The organism is Gottschalkiaceae bacterium SANA (genome assembly GCA_036323355.1).
GTDB lineage: Bacteria > Bacillota > Clostridia > Tissierellales > GPF-1 > GPF-1.
Genome location: AP028876.1, coordinates 818613 through 838623, shown reverse-complemented (window position 1 = coordinate 838623; position 20011 = coordinate 818613). Strand labels below are relative to the sequence as shown.

The 20011-nt window shown below is 35.0% G+C and carries 13 protein-coding genes and 1 pseudogene; 7 read left to right on the top strand and 7 right to left on the bottom strand.

All coding sequences use genetic code 11. The features are described 5' to 3' along the window. Nucleotides 1-193: 193 nt before the first annotated feature. The gene (locus tag AC25CA_RS04095) at nucleotides 194-1750 is read left to right on the top strand and encodes a hypothetical protein (protein WP_486815774.1); all 1557 of its coding nucleotides are present in this window, start codon (nucleotides 194-196) and stop codon (nucleotides 1748-1750) included. Nucleotides 1751-1824: 74 nt separating this feature from the next. Here AC25CA_RS04095 and AC25CA_RS04090 read toward each other — a convergent pair whose 3' ends face one another. After that, nucleotides 1825-2760 carry a nucleoside hydrolase gene (locus AC25CA_RS04090; protein WP_486815773.1) on the bottom strand — a complete coding sequence of 312 codons (936 nt, stop codon included), beginning with the start codon at nucleotides 2758-2760 and terminating at the stop codon, nucleotides 1825-1827. Between the two features lie 243 nt (nucleotides 2761-3003). On the opposite strand from AC25CA_RS04090, the gene AC25CA_RS04085 reads away from it, so the two are divergent. Then, entirely contained in the window at nucleotides 3004-3297 is a 294-nt protein-coding gene (locus AC25CA_RS04085) for a hypothetical protein (RefSeq protein ID WP_486815772.1), read from the top strand. A gap of 80 nt (nucleotides 3298-3377) precedes the next feature. Here AC25CA_RS04085 and AC25CA_RS04080 read toward each other — a convergent pair. From AC25CA_RS04080 to AC25CA_RS04070, 3 genes and pseudogenes are all read right to left on the bottom strand, one after another. Then, nucleotides 3378-3731, bottom strand: a pseudogene (locus AC25CA_RS04080) (SDR family oxidoreductase); the annotation flags it as partial. A 46-nt stretch (nucleotides 3732-3777) separates the two neighbouring features. Next, nucleotides 3778-3918: a hypothetical protein gene (locus AC25CA_RS04075; RefSeq protein WP_486815771.1), complete on the bottom strand. Its 141-nt coding sequence runs from the start codon at nucleotides 3916-3918 to the stop codon at nucleotides 3778-3780. 36 nt (nucleotides 3919-3954) lie between these two features. Next, nucleotides 3955-4557, bottom strand: coding sequence for a class I SAM-dependent methyltransferase (locus AC25CA_RS04070; RefSeq protein ID WP_486815770.1), 603 nt, complete (start codon nucleotides 4555-4557; stop codon nucleotides 3955-3957). A 128-nt stretch (nucleotides 4558-4685) separates the two neighbouring features. Between AC25CA_RS04070 and dndB the strand changes: the two genes are divergently transcribed. From dndB to AC25CA_RS04045, 5 genes are read left to right on the top strand one after another with little or no spacing between them, the layout of a single operon-like run. Next, entirely contained in the window at nucleotides 4686-5777 is a 1092-nt protein-coding gene (dndB, locus tag AC25CA_RS04065) for a DNA sulfur modification protein DndB (RefSeq protein WP_486815769.1), read from the top strand. Further along, a complete protein-coding gene (gene dndC, locus AC25CA_RS04060; protein WP_486815768.1) occupies nucleotides 5778-7226 on the top strand; it encodes a DNA phosphorothioation system sulfurtransferase DndC in 1449 nt (482 codons plus the stop codon). Further along, nucleotides 7198-9180, top strand: coding sequence for a DNA sulfur modification protein DndD (dndD, locus tag AC25CA_RS04055; RefSeq protein ID WP_486815767.1), 1983 nt, complete (start codon nucleotides 7198-7200; stop codon nucleotides 9178-9180). The genes dndC and dndD overlap by 29 nt, the downstream gene beginning before the upstream one ends. Then, nucleotides 9181-9567: a DNA sulfur modification protein DndE gene (gene dndE / locus AC25CA_RS04050; protein WP_486815766.1), complete on the top strand. Its 387-nt coding sequence runs from the start codon at nucleotides 9181-9183 to the stop codon at nucleotides 9565-9567. After that, nucleotides 9567-10700, top strand: coding sequence for a cysteine desulfurase family protein (locus tag AC25CA_RS04045; protein ID WP_486815765.1), 1134 nt, complete (start codon nucleotides 9567-9569; stop codon nucleotides 10698-10700). The genes dndE and AC25CA_RS04045 overlap by 1 nt, the downstream gene beginning before the upstream one ends. A gap of 37 nt (nucleotides 10701-10737) precedes the next feature. Here the strand turns inward: AC25CA_RS04045 and dptH are convergent, their stop codons facing one another. From dptH to dptF, 3 genes are read right to left on the bottom strand one after another with little or no spacing between them, the layout of a single operon-like run. Continuing rightward, entirely contained in the window at nucleotides 10738-15894 is a 5157-nt protein-coding gene (gene dptH / locus AC25CA_RS04040) for a DNA phosphorothioation-dependent restriction protein DptH (protein WP_486815764.1), read from the bottom strand. After that, a complete protein-coding gene (dptG, locus tag AC25CA_RS04035; protein ID WP_486815763.1) occupies nucleotides 15878-17269 on the bottom strand; it encodes a DNA phosphorothioation-dependent restriction protein DptG in 1392 nt (463 codons plus the stop codon). The genes dptH and dptG overlap by 17 nt, the downstream gene beginning before the upstream one ends. Further along, nucleotides 17262-19427 (bottom strand): DNA phosphorothioation-dependent restriction protein DptF, encoded by a 2166-nt coding sequence (dptF, locus tag AC25CA_RS04030; protein ID WP_486815762.1) that lies wholly within the window; start codon nucleotides 19425-19427, stop codon nucleotides 17262-17264. Before dptF ends, dptG begins: the two co-directional genes overlap by 8 nt. Between the last annotated feature and the right edge of the window lie 584 nt (nucleotides 19428-20011).

The window sequence follows — 20011 nt, the reverse complement described above, 5'->3', positions numbered from 1 at the left end:
TTGTACGCAGTTTGCGGATAACGATTAGTTATGGTGTTAAGAATGCTGACTTCCACTTCCATGGGAGTCTTTTTGTGTTTTGTAGAAACTTGCTAAACACAATGATCGCACAGAAAACTACACCAAAAGGAGATGATTCATAGAAAAACATTTCACTGCAACCTAACCTCAAAAAAATCTAAAGGAGGAAACAATGAAAGCTTTTAGAAAAATTGTAGCGCTATTGATCATGATTTCACTAGCGTTTACAGGTGCTGCTTTTGCTGCAACACCAGAAGTGATCGCAGAACAAACCTACCTCGGTATGGAATGGCTGGCCGATTCGCAACATGAAAATGGTTCCTGGGGCGATGATATTGCCCGAACCGGTCTTGCACTGCTGAAATTTGAAACCCATGCCTTGAATGATCCAGAATTTGGCACACCGTTTCATGTTGACTATCCATTTAAAGAAAATGTCGAAAATGGTCTCGACTACTTATTTGCACATGCTGTAAGCACCCCTATCGGACTGCAGACTGCTGGGGATCCAGATTCCAACGGAAACGGCAATGGGGTTGTTTTTGCACTCGGTGGCTATGAAACCTACACAACCAGCATTGCCCTGATGGCAATTATTGCCTCAAGCACTCCAGATCGTCTCGTTGTCACTGGACCACTTACGGGAGAAACCTACGGCGACGTCGCACAAGACGTTGTTGACTACCTTGCATATGGTCAAACCGATCCCACTAGCAAATTTAGAGGCGGATGGACCTACACTGCTCTGAATAATAATTCGAGCAGAAGCGACAACTCCATTTCAGGATACGTTGTAATGGGGCTGGCTTTCGCTGAGCATTCCGATTATGGGTTCAACTGTACTGTTCCAACGTTTGTCAAAGAGGAATTGGATCTCTGGGTTAATTACATCCAAAATGATGCGAACGGCGGATCAGGATATATAGGTCCAGGGTCTTGGTACAACATATTAAAAACCGGGAACCTGTTGCAACAAATGGCCTACCTTGGATACGCACCGAATGATCCAAGAGTCGAGGCAGCCATTGGCTTCATCGAAGATTATTGGAATGTAGCTAACCAAGATCCTGGGTGGAGAGGTAGTCCATCAAACTATCAAGCTACTTTCACAATGATGAAAGGTCTTGAATCCTATGGGATTGACATCCTGACTGTCGACGGCAATCCAGTTGATTGGTTTGACGAGGTGTCCGACGTGCTCTTGGATGAACAACTGGCTAATAACTCTTGGCCACAAACTAGATATGATTATGAAACCAACTCAATCCTATCAACCACCTGGGCGCTGCTAACCCTTCAAAAGGTTTCACCACCTCCAGTCGTAACCGAAATTGACATCGACATTCGACCAGGTACCATCAAGAATGTTGTCTGTCCAAAACCGATGGGTATGCTTGATATATCCATTCTTGGAAGTGAAGAATTTAACGTTAAATGTATCGATGAACCAACGATTCGATTAACCATGAATGGAAAAGATATGGAAATCGAACCACTGCGTTGGGCTTATATGGATATGTCTCCAAGCCATGGACCACATCAAGGTGATGGGTATTGCGACCTTATCTTAATGTTCTCTATGGAAGATGTGCTTTCGTTGATTGAACCTGATCTTGAATGCATCATGGAACTGACGATTATCGGTAGAGATCTCGATGGCGTTGCCTTCACAGGCAGTGATGTCATTTACCTAACAGCACCAAGAACTGCTCCACCTTCATTCCGATAGTTTCATCGTTTACCATAAGTAAATGAAAAAGCGAAAACAGCATGTGAGGAAATCTCACATGCTGTTTTCTTACTTTATAAAAGTTCTTTGAGCTCCGCTTCACTGATTCCAAATAAATGCTCAAACACATAAGCTTTATATTTCTCTACATCCACACCTATACCAAGCTCCACCGGTTTCCCATTCCCCGGCTCTATCAGGGTTGCTCCACGCTTCTCGCCTTCTGTTTCCACTCGCACATCCTGCCTTTCAAATGTAACGATAGACTCGTCAAAGATCGCTGCCGCTGTTACAAGATCATGGATGATAGCTCCATCGATTCCATTTCTCTTCTTATAGTGATCCGAATAATGCTGTTGCATCTTATAATAGAGTTCAGAAATTCGATCGCCCTTCTCATTTAAAAGCTCAAATTCTTCCGGGGAAATAATGCATTGCTCCGTTACATTCAATCCCACCATACGTATAGGAATGCCAAAGTCGAATACGACTTGTGTCGCTTCCGGATCCACCCAATAATTAAATTCCGCAAAGGGTGTAATGTTGCCGTGGTTCACACCGCCCCCCATGGAATGAATCATTTTTATCTTTTCCATAGCCTCCGGCGCCTTTTGAATGGCAAGCGCCAGATTGGTCAAGGGACCCAATGCCAAAATTTCTATTTCTCCATCCGAAGCCCTAAGGGTCTCGACCAAATAATCTACCGCGCCTTTCTGATCAACCTTGGCATCTCCCACAGGCAAATAGGTACCGCCCATGCCATCCGTTCCATGACAGCCGTCAGATGTCCCCGATTTCCGCAAAATCGGTTTACCTGCACCTTCATACACGTTAATCTCGGGTCGATCAAAAAAATTCACCAGGCGTAAGGCATTAACCGTCACCGAATCAATCCCATTATTCCCAGACACCGTTGTAATTCCTAAAATTTCCACATCCGATTGCATCATCAGCCCAATGGCAAAGGCATCGTCAATCCCTGGATCCGTATCAATAATAAATCGTCTCATTTCCCATTCTCCCCTATACATATTCTGCTTCCCTATCATACTTGATTCTTCTCAATCATGCAAAACGTTTGCACATTTGTTTATAAAAACGTTTTCCTGTTGCATTATAAATTAAATACGTAGGAAAACGCTTTATATTTTTAAGTTTCCTTAACAACTTACATTTTTCCTATTTCATCGGGTATACTGCACTTGAAGAAAAAAACACAATAAACTTGGCTCTTTAAATAGGAGGAAATATAAATGAAAAAAAATCTTATTTTGGTATTAGCAGCAATCATGATCTGTCTGGTGACTGCCCCACAAATCTTTGGATTAGAGACTGCACCTGCAGTTATAACTGAATCACAACCTTTGGAATTCGAAGCATATTTGAACACCATGCCGGAAAGAGAAATCCCCGCATGCGATATGCCCGTTCTGGAAGAACAATATAACGAAATCGTTGAAGCAGAACAAGCGGATCAGTATTCAGAAGCAAACAAGCAACTAGACGACTTCTGCTTTAAACTTGCAACGTACCCATACACTGTTTAAAAACAATCGATAAATCCATAGCACAAAAGCAAAAAAAATCCCGAGACTTCATATCTCGGGATTTTTTATATCTACACCTATCATTGTTTCACATCAATAACTTTCACCTTATTGATTTCGATCAAATTATCTGTATAAGCCATCAAGGCTTTCATCTTCACTTGATTTTCCTTTTCAAACAACTTCCCCGTGATTCCTTCTACCTGTTTGGAACTAGCCAAGTAGACCGAAGTTGCACAAGCATCCATTGGAGACGCGTACCGCTTCTTATTAATGGGTGCAACCAGTTTCATCAAGAAACTGTCGCCTTTCCAAATCCCTGTTGCCACCTGACCCGGATGCACCGCATTTACGGTAATATGATTCTGTTTTAATTCCTCCGCCAAGTAAATGGTCATCCAAATCTGTGCCAGTTTTGAAGCGGAGTAGGCTTTAAATCCAAATACATCACTTCGATATGTTGATTCCCGCTCTCCTGCCTCATAGCTTCGGCTTGTTTTTCAGCAAGGACCCATTTCTTGCAGCTAAAACCAAGTGAACATCCAGTTTGGCAAGTTGCTTGGTAGTCTCCAACCCCAGTCCGCTTGTTGTCCCTGTAATCAACACCAATCGTTTTGACATATTTCCCCTCTTTCCTTTCATCTTTGCTATACCCACCTACATCCAATCCTCATTTTCTTCGCTTGGTTTAATAAATATGGCATTGGCCCAGTATTCTCCCCCATGGGCTTCCCGGCTGTCTTCTGTTTCCATATAATCCACCAGCACCAAAGAACTGGCTGCAGTCACAGCATCCACCAAGGTATCCTGCGTATAGTACTTAAAGTATCTGCCATTGCGAATGCCTTCAAAGTCTCCTAGTTTCATGGAAACATAGAACCATCCGCCTTCTTCCAGGCTCTCTTCAATTCGAGCAACTGCAAGAGCAAATCCTTCTTCATCCAGATGCAAGAGCGACGCATTGGCCCATACCAGATCAAACTCTTCACTGAAATCCATCTCGCAGACATCACAAAGCATCACATCAGGAAGCAGTTCCCGCCCAATGGCAACAAAGCGTTGTGAAGAATCCAAGGATGTTACATCATAGCCCATGGCAAGAAAATACAGGCTGTCCCGCCCGGAACCAAATCCCACATCCAAAATCCGACCGCCATCCTCAACACCAGCCAATACCCAATCGTAGATGTCTGACATATCCACTTCCACGGTGCGTTTGATAAAGTCTTCTGCGTTTTTATTATAATAATCTTTACTCATTTCAACCTCCGAACAAACGTTTTTATTTCTTTCATAAATCCCTAGAACTCTTCACAAAAATCAAGTATAATATTTACGTACGTAATATGTCTGATTTACGTATAACCTATGTATGTAAGGAGTATTTCATGGAATCAAATTTCAATTATTCATTTCCTGCAATCCGCGGTGAACAAGCTGGAAGAGACTACTATGTAATCATGTGTCCCCTTGCAATCTTACCCAAACTTTTTATATTCAATGAAGAAATCAAAGAGCTTCCTCCTGATTTGCGGGCTCAACGTACGATCAACGAAAATAGAATCCCTGATATCGCTGACTATATTTTAAATAATAGAAAAGACTATGTGTTTTCTTCATTAACGGCCTCGGTTGATGGCGATTTGCAATTCACACCAGCCACAACAGAGAACTTTAGCGATGTTGGTTTGCTTCAAATTTCAATGGACAGTAGACTACTCATAAATGATGGCCAGCATCGAAAGTATGCTATTGAAGCCGCATTAGAAGCGGATCCCAGTTTGAAAACAGAATCCATTTCTGTAGTTCTTTTTCATGATGAAGGACTACGACGAAGCCAGCAACTATTCTCAGATTTGAACAAACATGCTGTGAATGCTTCCCGCTCCATTGGAATCCTTTACGATTCACGTGATCCCATTGCAATTTTAACGAAAGAATTGTTGCAGCATTCTACAAAACTCGAAAAATTAACTGAGAAAGAGAATTCTTCTCTTCCTAAGTATTCTAACAAACTTTTCTTGTTGAGTAACCTTTATTCTGCAAATCAAAAATTAATTGGAAAAGAAGACCCCGGGGATCCAAAAATCAAAACCTTTATAATCAACTACTGGGATTTTTTATTGGATACAGTTTTTGAATGGAAAGCTGTAATTAATAAGGAATCTACACCATTTAACACGAGAGCATCATCCATCATTTCTTATGGTGTTGTTATCGAAGCGCTAGGGTTAATCGGAGCAGATCTCTACCAAAGTAATAAAAAAAATTGGAAAAAGCAACTAAAAAGAATCAATGATGTTGACTGGTCTCGTACAAATCGAGGTGATTGGGAAGGTCGATGTATTTCTGAAAATGGACGGATTACAAAAAGTTCTAAGAATACGCGGCTAACTGCAGTTCGAGTCAAACAATTACTTGAGATCCCTTTGAAAGATTCAGAGCAACTGTTGGAAGATAGTTTTGCTAAGGAGAAATAGATGAAAAACGATTATTTGCAAGAACATGGACTACGAAAAGCCATTGCCTTACGCCATAGAGAAATTCAGAAAGTTTATTTAAACGACCGGCGTCCTTGGGTTATTGGATATAGCGGTGGAAAAGATTCAACTGCAACTGTTCAATTAGTCATTAATGCAATCAATGAACTACCTAAAGAAAAACGAATAAAAAAAATATATATTGTGTCTTCAAATACTTTGGTTGAAAATCCTTTGATTGATCAATTTGTAGTAAAACAGCACCATCTAATAAACAGCTATGCCAATATTAATGAGCTACCCATTGAAGCTGTCTTTGTAACCCCATTAATCACTGACACCTTCTGGTCACTTCTCATTGGGAAAGGCTATCCAAGTCCACGGCAGAAGTTCCGCTGGTGTACCGATCGTTTAAAGATTAATCCGATAGACCGTTTCATAGCTGAAAAAATTGACCAATTTGGAGAAGTCATTGTCGTTTTAGGTGTTAGAAGACAAGAGAGTTCTTCTCGTGCTGGAACAATTGATAAACATACAATCGAAGGGAAAATTCTAAAAAAACACGTTACAACAAATAACGCATATGTCTATGCACCAATCGAAATGTTTTCACTCGATGATGTCTGGACATATCTCATGCAGGTAAAATCACCATGGGGAGCCGATAATCGTGAACTTTTAGCCCTATATAACGATGCAACTGATGCAGCAGATTGTCCACTACAGATCGATAAAGATGCTCCATCTTGTGGCAATAGTCGTTTTGGATGTTGGTGCTGTACTGTTGTACAACAAGATAAATCATTAACTGGTTTTATCAAAAGCGGACATAGGGAATTAATACCTCTTTTAAAAGTCAGAAACACAATTGCTAAAATGCGTAATCTCCCTGAAAATCGAATGAATCGTCGTATGAATGGTAGCATTTATCTTTTAAACACAAAGGAAGGTCCAAAACGAGGATTAGGCCCATATACACTTGAAGCCAGAAAAAAAATGCTTCGCGAACTTTTAAAAGCTGAAATTGAGTATTTAGAACAAGTCATCTCTGGACCAAAAACACCATTAATTACAACTGAAGAGGTGAAACAAATCCAAAAATACTGGACTGCAATTGGCGATTGGGAAAATCAAGCGATTACTATTTATGAAGAGATCAAAGGCCAACGAATCGAAGTTCCAAAAAGTGCACAATCTGTCTTCACAAAAAATGAAGTACGTTTGTTGGAAGAAATCGCACAAAACGAAAATTTAGAACCAGAACTTCTTAAAAAGCTTATCACTCTTGAACAAGAATTTTATGGTCTTAAATCTCGCAAAGGGGTTATGGATAAATTAGGTAGTGTCTTGAGACAAGACTGGATACATGAAGATATAGTTATGGATCAATTAATTACAGCAAAAGAGGATGTGGATTTACATGAAACTGAAGAAGATTACGCTCAATAATTTTGGAATTTATAAGAATCAACATGAATATGATTTTTCTGTGACGCCAGAAAAGAATCTAATTCTAATCAGCGGGAAAAATGGTGCTGGTAAAACAACACTTTTAAACGCTTTAAAGCTCTGTCTTTATGGACCAATGTTCTTAGGTTACCAAGGGTATTCCGCCCCCTACTATGCTTATGTCGAAACTAAACTAAATGAGTATGCAAAAAAAGATCTTACACAGACTTATTCCATTCATTTATCTTTTGAATTAACAGAAGATCAAACTGTACAAAGCTATGAAATTCATCGCAACTGGCATTACTCAAAACGTCGAAAATTGAAAGAAAACCTTGTCGTTTTAAAAAATGATGACACCCTAAGTGGCAAGGAAACAGTCGAGTTTTTCCAATACCTTCAAAAACTTATTCCACCATCTTTATTTGATATTTATTTTTTTGATGGCGAAAAAATCGAAAAACTTTTTCTCTTAAAAAATGGCACAGATGATTTAACCGAAATCTTTGAATCCCTATATAATCTAGATTTATTCTCTCAACTGCAAACTGATTTAACCAATTATGTTCATCGGAAAACAGTTTACAACACCCTCGATGAAAACCAAAAAAAATATACGAATCTGATGTCAAAAAAACAAACTATCCTCGATCAATTCAAAGATAATGAAATTCAAATCGATCGTCTAGGTCTGAAAATCCAACATGCCGAAACTGATCTTGAAGAAAGGGAAATGTTTTATCACACAATGGGTGGACTTAAAAAAGAAGAGTCTGCAAGACTTCGCTCAGAGCTTCAACATGCAACACAAATAAAAGAAGAGATGCATCAAAAAACAAAAGAATTCATTCATGAGTTATTGCCTTTTTATATTTTGAAAGATGAACTCAATATGCTTTCAAAGTCATTGTTAAATGAAAAGGAATATCGAGATCAGCTTATTGTATCTAAAGCTTTAACAAAGCCAAAACTTTCTAGTCAAATTATTGAAACACTAGAGAACGAAGAAATGAAAATTTCTAAAGAAGCAATAACCCGAATTCTACAATTGCTTTCTGAAGAATTCAGACCACAATTAAAAGAAAATTTCCGTTATAATATTTCTCCTGAGGATGAGGCTTTTATACATCACTTGAAATCACAAATAAATAATCCAGACTATCCAGATAAGTATCTTCAATCACACTATGAATTAATCCATACCCAAAACCAGAAAATCTCTCGCATTAATAAAGAGCTCGAAACAACAATGGGTGAAGATCTTGTCACACTTCTTGAAGAAATCAAACAAGCATCAACGTCTATCACGGAGCTAAAACTTAAGCATGACTCACAAACTGACATACAAAATGAACGTAAAACCTCATTAGAGAGTTTAAATGAAGAGATAAAATTACTGTCTGATGAGATAAAAAAAATTCGTAAAGATAGAAACATATTTGATGTCGTGATTAGAGTTCAACAGGCTTTAGAAACCTATAAAGATCAAGCAAAGCAAACTAGATTCCACGACCTAGAAGCATTTGCTACAGACATTTTTAATACATTAATTAGAAAAGATGATTTTATTAAAGAAATTCGAATTGGGAAAAATCAAGGCGAAATTCAATTAATCAATAAATTAGATATGGTCATTCCTCATTCGAATTTATCAGCGGGTGAACGGCAGATCTATGCATTATCATTACTGTATGGAATGCTTAAAACATCAACGAAGCAAGTCCCTTTGGTGTTTGACACTTTATTAGGTAGACTCGACACTTCCCATAAAGCAAATATCATTTCACAATTCTTAAAAACTTGCGGAGAACAAGTCATTGTACTCGCAACTGATACAGAAATTGGAGTGAAGGAAGAAAAACTTCTTGCACCATTTATGGCTCAACACTATAAGATTGAGTTTAACGCCGAATTAAACAGTTCAGTCGTAGAGAAAAAAACGGAGGTGATTTAGTTGCAATTTAGATTACGAACTTCAGGGAAAGCACAAGAACTCTTACTTGAATTGAAGAATGCTACGAAGATCACTCCAAATATTCTTAGCCGATATGCAATAGCACTTTCTGTAAAGCAACAAAAACCATTGGAAGAATTGGAGTATGATGTTTCCGGTTTGGAATTCAATCGTCATGTACTAACTGGAAATTTCGATGCTACCTTTAAATCACTGATTTCTCAGCGAGAAGAACGTGAACTAACTGATGAAGAATACTTCCCTCATTACATCAAACTTCACCTTGAGCGCGGGATTCGTATGCTAAAAGCTGAATATGATTATGCTGGAAATACAGAAAAATTCTTAATCAACCTGATGAATTATGCTGAAGGAGGCACCTTATAATGATTTACTTGGATAATGCTGCCACTACTCCCCTTGACCCGGAGGTCTTGGAAACCATGATTGAGTATATGAAAACTGAATATGGAAATCCTTCCAGCAAGTATTATCCACAAGCAGAGCGTGCTAAGAAAGCGTTACGCCAAGCACGCTCGCTTGTTTCAGATCTTATACATGCAGAAGATAATAACGAAATCATTTTTACTTCTGGTGCAACTGAAGGCAACAACATGATCATTAAAGGTGTTGCCGATGCTTATCAAAATAAAGGTAAGCATCTCATTACGACATGTATTGAACATAAAGCAGTTCTTGAACCATGCAAATACCTTGAAGCAAAAGGCTATCAAGTTACCTATCTTTCCGTAGATCAAAAAGGAAGAATATCTATAGAAGAGCTTGAACAAGCAATTACTGATGAGACAATTCTAGTCACTATTATGTGGGGGAATAACGAAATCGGAACTCTTCAACCAATAGATGAAATTTCAAAAATCTGCAAACGACATAATGTTCTATTTCATACAGATGCAACACAAGTCATTGGTAAAGTGGCTGTTAATCTACAAAAAACAAACATCGATTTCCTAACTTGCTCCGCACACAAAATATATGGTCCGAAAGGCACGGGTGCAGTCTACATCAAGAATGATGAATATGGATTGAAACCTCAAATCACTCCTCTTTTTCACGGTGGTTCTCAAGAGGATATGCTCCGAGCAGGTACTCATGCCATGCATAATATTGTCGGATTTGGCAAAGCATGCGAAGTTGCTAAACGAGATATGGATACTTATATTCCGCGCATGGAAAAAATTGAGGCAGACTTCATTAAAGAATTAAAAGAGGCAATTTCAGAGGCATCAGTCAACGGTGATCTAGATAACAAAATTCCAGGTATCATTAGTATAACGATACCTAGAATCAGTAATGAAATTTTAATTAAAAGACTTAGTGATGAATATGCCTTCTCGAGTGGTTCGGCTTGCGGACTAGGAGAACCATCCTATGTTCTTGAAAATATCCACACTCTATCAGAGAACACACTTAGAATTACACTCTCAAAACAACCTGGTATAAATCTTAATCACCTGCTTACAATGCTAACACAACACTTAAAACTATTTTCCATCTAAAAAAGGAAAGAAGCTAGTCTTCTTTCCTTTTCTTTTATCATTTTCCCATAAGTTCCCAAAATGCCCGATCTCGAATAAATAAAGGTTCATTACTACCACCTAGATTAACTAAGCTATAATGCTTCTCCAAATTTTTAACTTTATTAACCAAAACATCTTGTTCTGATTTATCTGTAACACTAAATATATTCCCAATTTCTTTATTTGAGATCTGATTCACCTTATGAATTACCCATGTAAGAATATATTGTGAATAATCATTGGTGCTGGATGAAAAATGTGTAAGAAACTGCGTAGAGAGAACAACACCCACTCCAAACTCTCTACCCTCTTTAAGTATTTTCTTAATCGAATTAAAGTTTTTGCTTAAAAAATTATCCGCCTCATCAACCAGTATCATTTTTGTCAACTGGCGATATTCTCCTTCTATTTCACTATGACCTGCTGCTTGCATTTGAGCATAAAATGTATCTAATGTAATTGCAACAATCAAGTTTTGAATGCTTTCAGAGTAGCCAGCAAGATTAATGACAGTAACACCATTAATCAAATCAAATAATGGTTTTGTTTTATTTGCATCGGCTTCAAATATTCTATATTTATTTAACTCATTAAGTGCCGCATATAATGAATCTGATGTTGGATATTCTTCAGCATTATAAATTCTGTACAACTTATCAATTGTAGGTGCCGGTTTCGACCAAGTACTTTCATCATATGCAATTATCCCCATACTCTCATATGCCTTTTCCAAGACTACACTCAATGTGTTTTTTTGCACATTTCCCAATGAATACGCATTTGCTATAGTATCACGCAATTCACTTGCCACATGTAGAGGTAACATAGGCTTAAACGTCTTTCCTTTATAAATACTTAAAGGGTTAAAAGGCAAATTATACAAATTATATACTTTTGCCTTCGTAGCCTCCGTAAAATCTTCTTTTACATAATCACCCTTATAATCAAATATCAATATACCAATTTCTTGATTATTAACATTAAACGGATCCTGCTGTTTAATCTGCGTGATTAACGATTTAGTAAATTGAGTCTTCCCTGTACCCATAGTTCCAATAATCCCAGTATTTGTATGCATAACTTTATTCGTATAATTTGGTTCCCAAATTATATCTTTATTGTCTAGTGGGTCCTCTCCAAATACTATTTCCATCCCGAGGTTATTTCCAATAGGTATGGCCACATGATTCGGAATTTCATTTCGATCAATTTCATCTTGAAATTTAATCTCCGGATTGATAGTAGCATCTACTTGAATTGGAATAAACGGTCTGTACTCTTCTATGTGGCTTGACAAATTCTCCCCATTAAATTCGCATCCAAAATAGAGCTTATAAATATCTTTCAATCCAATTGAAAGATATTTATATGCATCATTCAATGGGCACTCAAAATGCTCGATCGTCACATCTCTATTGATAATCCTAGGTTCCTCTCTCTTATAGGTATGCTTTGTAAATGTAATGATCCCACAGTCTTTATTTAATCCATCAAGTCGATCCACAAGTGTATATTCATCACTTAATAACTTATTTATATCTTCTCCATTCAACGTATCTTCCCAATGTTTCTCGTTCCAAATATTATATAAACTGATTTTGTGCATTTGAGTTAATGCTAAGGTGATTAGCTGGTTTCGAAGTAGTTTTCCGTAGAACGAATTCGATCTAACTAATTCATCTCTCAATAATATAGTTGTTTTTCTTACTTGCTCCTCTGCTTTTTTTAAAACTGTATTTCCATTATTCCCGATCTTAACTTCGATTGGATAATACATGACTTGAATATCATCATTAGTCTTCTTTATGCCAATCATTAATATATCATCAGAAAAAGAACCTATTTGCTTAAATTTCTTAGGATTAAATATTGAATCACTTTGTGACAATCCCGTAGCCCCTGAAACCCTTATTATTTCTTCAAAAGAAATTGGTATCCAGAGTTCATCTGCCTTTACATTATATGCAAGATATAACTTAACTGCCGAAAATAAGCTGAGCTTTTCTCTCGAAAACTGGTCACGAGAGCCCATCAATTCGCGTGAAATCAACCTTAATAACCATTCTCCATTAAATACATTAAATGAATTAACAATCTCTTTGAGATCGCACTCCTCTGCATAATCAGTTTCTTTAGTTAAGAATTCTTGAATGACTTTCGTATAAATTTTTGATTTTTGTGTTACAGTAATCGCATCATATCCACTACTTGAAGTGTATTGATCACTATAATGGATAATCATTAGTTCACCCGCATTATCTCCGGCTAAGAAATAATTCAAATCAACTTTTGGATCAATAAAAGTAACCCAATGAGATTTCTTATATATTTGTTTCAACATACAGTTTTCCTGCGCAGAGATTGCCGTTGCTAAAACCGTTTTATTATTATATGGAACCAACTTATTAATATATTCTACAAAAGAATTATATCTCGTAAGCCTTTTTAAAAAATCATCATTCTCATATTTTAGATTCTTAGATCCAAACCCAGTAACATACTCATTCTCAATAAAAACAGAAGGTACATTTGAAATCATCCCGTTCAACGATATGCCAGTATCAATTTTCTCCATATTATTTGTACCAGTTGTAACTTGATCATTCATTTTGTAAAATATCAAATGATTGTACTCTAATTTCTCTAGGTGCAATTTGAAAAAATGCACTTTTGTACGATACATGGATAGTACATCATCTTCATTATATTTCTTTGTATTAAGGTTGAATCCAAAGTTTTCTTTGATTTTTGCTGCATCATCATAGCATGAAAGCTCTTCAAATATATTATATGTTCCTGTATCGTCATAAATATAAACTTCTATTGGCCGTAGTTCTTCAATCAAATGATTCTTTAGTTCATTTATATAATACTCAAATATACCCTGTACGATCTCTTTACAATCGCCAAGATTAACTATACCAATCTTTAAAGGCGCAAGTTCACTAATAAACAAATAACCAAAATGTGTCGTAAACTCTTTAATTTTACTAGATACAATCCGAGGAGTATATTTATTCGAAGAATTATATTTTGAATTTTCATTTTCTACAAAGGTAGTCCATTCAATCGTACCATTGTCAATCGCCTTGAATAACACTTCACTCTTATCAAAGATATAAGGGATTAAATTCATATGGCCAATGAAAGGTTCAACGTTATTATTAAAATCATTGTTATTCGTTAATTCTTTCGCCATAATTTGATACATTAAATTAACTGGGTGAAGCGGGGTGAAGTATATTTTATTCTCACCATTAATTTCCTTTACGATCCCTAGTTTATTAATCTCCTTGTACACATTTTTTAGAGGATTGTCATTACTACTAAGCTCATCCAAATACTTAAAATAACATTGAATAAATTTATTCGCTTTTCTAGTTAATTCTTCACTGTAGCTTGTCAGACTTGGTAATGTATTGCTATGTTTAAAATAATTTTTCACATCTAAATACGCCGATTCCAAGTCCTCAGGCAATCGACATTCTATCGCTTGGAATTCATTATTGTGTATATTAAAAGCAATCGCATCTGAATTAATATACTGTTCTTCATAATCAAGCAACTTTCTGAATTCGCTTGTTGGGTAGTATACTCTAGTTCCATGAATCAGTTTTACACGTTCATTTGCTTCAATCGATTTTTCATATTGAAAACTTTGTGATGAGATTTTCTTTTTAACCCAGACTTCATATGCAGTAATTCTGTTGATTTGAACCATTTCATTTTTGAATCCAAACGGAATTATAGTCCCATTAATAGTTAGATACAGCTCATAAAGTTCTATGCTCTCATGAGCATTATTATTTTTGTAAATTTTCAGTTCTTGTTCTGGACATATTTCCGCTTCAGAAATTTGCTCATTCAAATATAATACTTGTGTTTCATCATATCCTTGATTCAATATTAAATGGTCTTTGTCGTCAATAATATCAATTCGTACAGGTTTCTTCTTGCTAACATTAACTTGATATTTACCTTTAATACTTCCAAAAATACTAGAACTAACATTGACAACAATAATATGAAAAGTTATATTGTAATACATGATTTTAGTGCTTGCTATTCCATTCAAAAATTTACTGAATGTGATTTTCAATAATTGATTATTTGTATTTGCCTCAACCTTTTTGTTATCATTTATAACAAAATTCTGTTCTACTTTTGCATTAAATCGCAGTGATACAACAATCTTATCTTCAGCATTTTCATTAAAAACGATGATATGACGTTTCCTTTGTTTTGCTTTTGTTAGTCCATCTGGACGATCCCATATTTCAATGGATGGATTATCTCTAATTAAGTCATTTTCACAGTAAATCGGATTAATTTGTTTATCATGTTTTTCTTTTAATTGACTAACCTTATCATATTCATTATCGTACCAATCATCTTTCTCTAATAAATTAACACCAGCATGTTCAAAATATTGTTCCAGCTCATTAAGATCAGAATACTTATGTATTTGATCAATTGTATTATAAATACTCATATTATCATTAATACGGGCATCTAAAGCTTTGTCTTTATTATTTGAAAAAAATCCCAATGAACTATCTCGGAACATTCCAAATTCCTTAAATTTATTTTCCTCGATAAAACCCATCTCTAATACACTGTATATACTTTTATAATCAAAAATCGAACTACTACTTTCATACACATCGTCTCTAGTTCTCTCAAGATATAACTTAATAATTCTTTTGTCATACTCATTTAACTTTGAGGTTTCAATTGATTCATTTAAGTTTCTTTCAATTGAACGAAGATGTAATGGCATACCTTCTGATTCCAGACGTTTTGAACCCCCAATGATACTATCTAAATTAGTGTCATGTAATATTAATAGTGCAGTATTCCTAAACGGTTCTTCTTTGGTACCTATTTGATTACGCAGAAAAGTCAAAAAATCTTCACGAACATCTTCACTTTTTTGTGCTACTAACAATCGGATGTTATTAATTTCTATACAATACGTACAATAATCCTCTTTATATTGAAACTCAACAATTTCATACCCCATACCTTTCGCCGTATTTCGTATACTATTATACATATTCGTGACGCGCTCATTTTGCTCAAATTGCAAACTAAATCTTTGCCCTGTTTGAAGATTTATAGAACTAAAATAGTTAATAATTATTTTTGAAATATATTTATAAAACTCTGACATATTGCGCATCCCCGCTATCGCTTTTTTTCTCAAGAATATTAATTTTCTCAAAATATGATATAATCATTTCTCGTGAATACTTATCAAAATTCACACCTCGTTTAGCTAACTCTTCCCAAAGCTCATTTAATCGAATTTTATCTCTTTCCCCAATGCATAATCTTGTTAAAAAAATTATCCATTCTTGATTTAAATTAAGTGTATTGCCTAATTGCCCACGCGCTTTAAGTAATCCTAATGCAGCAATGGATTTAATATTCTTTTGATACCTCTCATAAGCTGGTGCAACTCTTCTGTTCCCTTTATCTTTAGCATCTATTAAAGTCTGTAACAGCTCATTTAGACAATCATACTCTTTTGAAATACTTTTTTTTACCTTACCTTGCCGATCGTAACCAATAATACTGAGTATTTTGTTATTGATCTCTACTACATCTTTCTTAAATTCACTCATTTCAAACTCTGATAATTCCGACAATGCACATGAAATATCAGCGAAAGAACCTTTGAAATTACGATTTTTAGTCATATTCAATATTTGCAGTAAATTCACATATGCAAAAATATTCTCCGAACGTTTTTCAATCATTTTCCAGCCTTGTTGATATCCAGTACGCGAGCGAGAAACTTTTTCCCAATCTAAAAAATAAAATACGTTTTGTATATTTGATTCATTATCGTCAAAACCTCGTCGTAATGCCAAAATCGTTTGGCTTGTTATAAAAAACAAATAAAACGTTATTAATTTTTCTACGTTATCCAAAAATTTTTTTTGAGAAGTACAAAGAAATAAAAGATCTTTCTCAAACATTTCACGAATTTCAGGGATAAGACAAAAATCCACTGTTTTTTTTTCTGCTGACTGTGGAATTGCTAAAGGGGTATGCTCCATAATAAGTTCCTCAATAACAACATTTGCTTCAGATGTAATAATCCCACTCAAAGCTTCGTCTATATTATTGCTAAACAAATTATTAGTTAAATAATTTGCTATGTTTTTTATCCCACTTGATGACTTCCCTCCATAGACAAACATACGAGGATGGAATTTTATTAATTGGTTCTCTTCAACATACAATGATGTTAATAAGTGCTTAAATACTTTTTTATCATCGGTTGTAACCGTCTGAGCGATTTCGTCAATTAATTCTTCTGAATTTTTTAATTCGATATCTTTAATGTTCAACGTATTTCTAAAACATGCTGATACTATTTTAGAAATTTGTTTTATATCTGTATTGATTGAACTTGTTCGAAAAGGCAAAACAACAAAATCTTTGCTTTGAACTAACTTGAGTTCATTTTTATTGATATGATATTGCTTGTAAATCAATTCGGTCTCTAAACAATATGAATTATTAACAGCTTCACTCAAATAAGTATCCTCCAAATTCATTTTTTTTCAGGTAGAATTCCTTTAAATTTTTCTTTGCTTTATAAATGATTTTCACTTGCTTTGCTTTTCCACCTTGTTCAATAAGCTTGCTTATACTATCTATAAATGATATGTAATTTTGCTGATCTTTATGATTCAAACGAAACCCTTTATTTACTCTATCCAACATTTCATACAAGTCATAATCCACAATAAATTCTACGAGCTCAGTACCCACGTCATTTTTTAATCTAATTTTGATTGAAGTTTCAAATTTCCAAATTAAGTCTTCCTCATTAACATCATTTTCAAGAGAAATTGACGGAACAATCTTTAATTCTTCACTAATCAAAAACTCACGATTATTTGAATTATTATCGATATTAATCCAATTTTTTCCTGCTATTCCATTCCACTTATAAATTGCACTGATTATTCTTGCATAAAAACTCTCAAGCTTTTTAATTCTATTCGTATTATAACTAAATAATTCTTGTGTATATCTTCTATATAATCGCCTATCTTGAATTATTTCATCACCAATCAATCGTGCAAATCTAATATATGATCTGCATATGATCGAAAGATTCTCTTTATCAATTATATACAGATATTTATCATTGAAAGCATTATTCAACAAATCATATTCAGGTTTATTAAAAATTTCTTTGAGTGTATTTAATTTATTCGAAGAAATATTGAAATTGATTATAATTTCGTCTAAATCTTCAATTCGTTCATTAATTGGATCAATGGTACTCAATGAATTAAACAAAGGAGAGTGAGTCTTTGATTCAAATAAAATATTAGGCAAGAAAAATTTCCAATAATTATCATCATTGAAAATAATAGTATCCATTTTATCTAAATTCTCTGAATCATACAGAGCCTCAAATTCACTTGGAACCAAACACTTATAGAAAAAATCCATTAAAAATCTAACTGATATAATTACTTTAAACTTAATTATTGCTTCGATGATTAAGTTTATCATTTCATTTTTGATTGTTAATTTCTCCATCATTTCATAATTACGCTTTACAGGGCAGTAATTTTTATTAGTACAAATTTCGCAGCCAGTTTTAAATGCATTGTGAAATGGATTCTCCATTTTCCCAACAGTAATTTTCTCGATGATTTCATCCATAAATGCACTAACTGGTCCTTCACTTGTTAATTCGTAGATTGAATAATCGCTGAAGCTAACATAATCAATGACTTCATTCTCTATAACTTCAACTATGAGATCTTCGATGATTTTATTCTTATCGATATATTGCTTAATCTTGGTATATTTATCTCTGTAGTCTTTATCTTCAATAAAATTGCTTAGTGTACCAAGATTTATTGCCACAATTAGTTTATCATCACCTTCTTCATGAATCCTTTTATCCGAAAAAGGATCAAATAGTGCATCCAAAATTTGTTTATAGCTTTTTTTCGGATTATTGCTCTCTGTTGCGTCATTATGGATTTTATAACCCGCTAGTAAATCAGGTCTCCTGTTTTTTATTTGTGACAAAACATGCGATTTACCATCACCTACACTCCCACAAACGAAAAAAAGTTGCTTTGATTTTCCAGCTGATTTAATTACGGATAATTTTTCTATGAGTTCTCTTTCCACTTGGCGTTCTACATGCATATATTCTTTAAACTCGCTGAATTCTTCTATTCCTTCAACGGCTTCTTTTGAAGATTGTCTCAGCTTTTGCAATAGATCTACAAGTTCGCATTTACTGCCTATGTTACTATCAGACTTAATATAAGTTTTAACTATCGTCTCATTTTCCTTAATCTTAATTGGTGTTTTAGGCTGCTGTTTCTCTTTTTCGAGTTTATCTGTTTTTTTATCAAAAGACGTAAGTTCAAGTACCTTTTCATAATCTTTCATTCCATTTTCCTTAACAAGAACACCAATCCCTTGATTTTTCATTGCATCCACTTCATCATGAGTATAATTACCTCTCTCCAAATAGACCCTATCAATATTAAAATAATCACTTAAAACGTCTTTATGTCTATTGCGAATTAATTTGACTCCTGAAAGATATTTAAATACTTCAGATTTACTAGTACGTAATATTTTTACAAAGTCATTTACTTGCATGTTATTCGTTTCTCGTAGATATTTAAGTATGCTAATATTTGGATTCATAATTACCTCCAGATGATCACTTCGTTTAACCAACAAATATTGTAAAATAAACCATTTATACTAAAAATTATACCATTATTTGTAGAAAAATTCCATTTATTGACTCATGTATATTGCTTATTTCACGGACCAAAAACTCTCCCTCTCAAATTCCACAGAAGCTAGAAAGTTCTTGAATCACATTCTGGTCAAGACCACTAACTAATTATTTCGGTCGCGTTGAGCCACCTTCACGCTCAAACTGAGCCAGGGTCACGGGCAGAGAGCCAACTTAGCAATTATTTGTTCAATGAACAATACTCAACACTTAGTTCACTAGAATCATAAGGCAGCTAATCGAAAAGCCCACATTCGTTAAGGGCTCAGAGATTGCAGCGATCCGCAGAAGTCCGAGATTTGAGCAAAGCATCAAAATGGCTGCCCATGGATAAATATAACTGCGATGAGCTAGATACTATATTAGATTTTGTATGCATAACTGCGATTCATCGTAGGCAATTATAGTGATGGCTCAATCCTAACGTGAGGGTGGCTGACTTGGAGCGAAATATTCACTAAATAAATGGCGTTTCAGTAAAAACAAA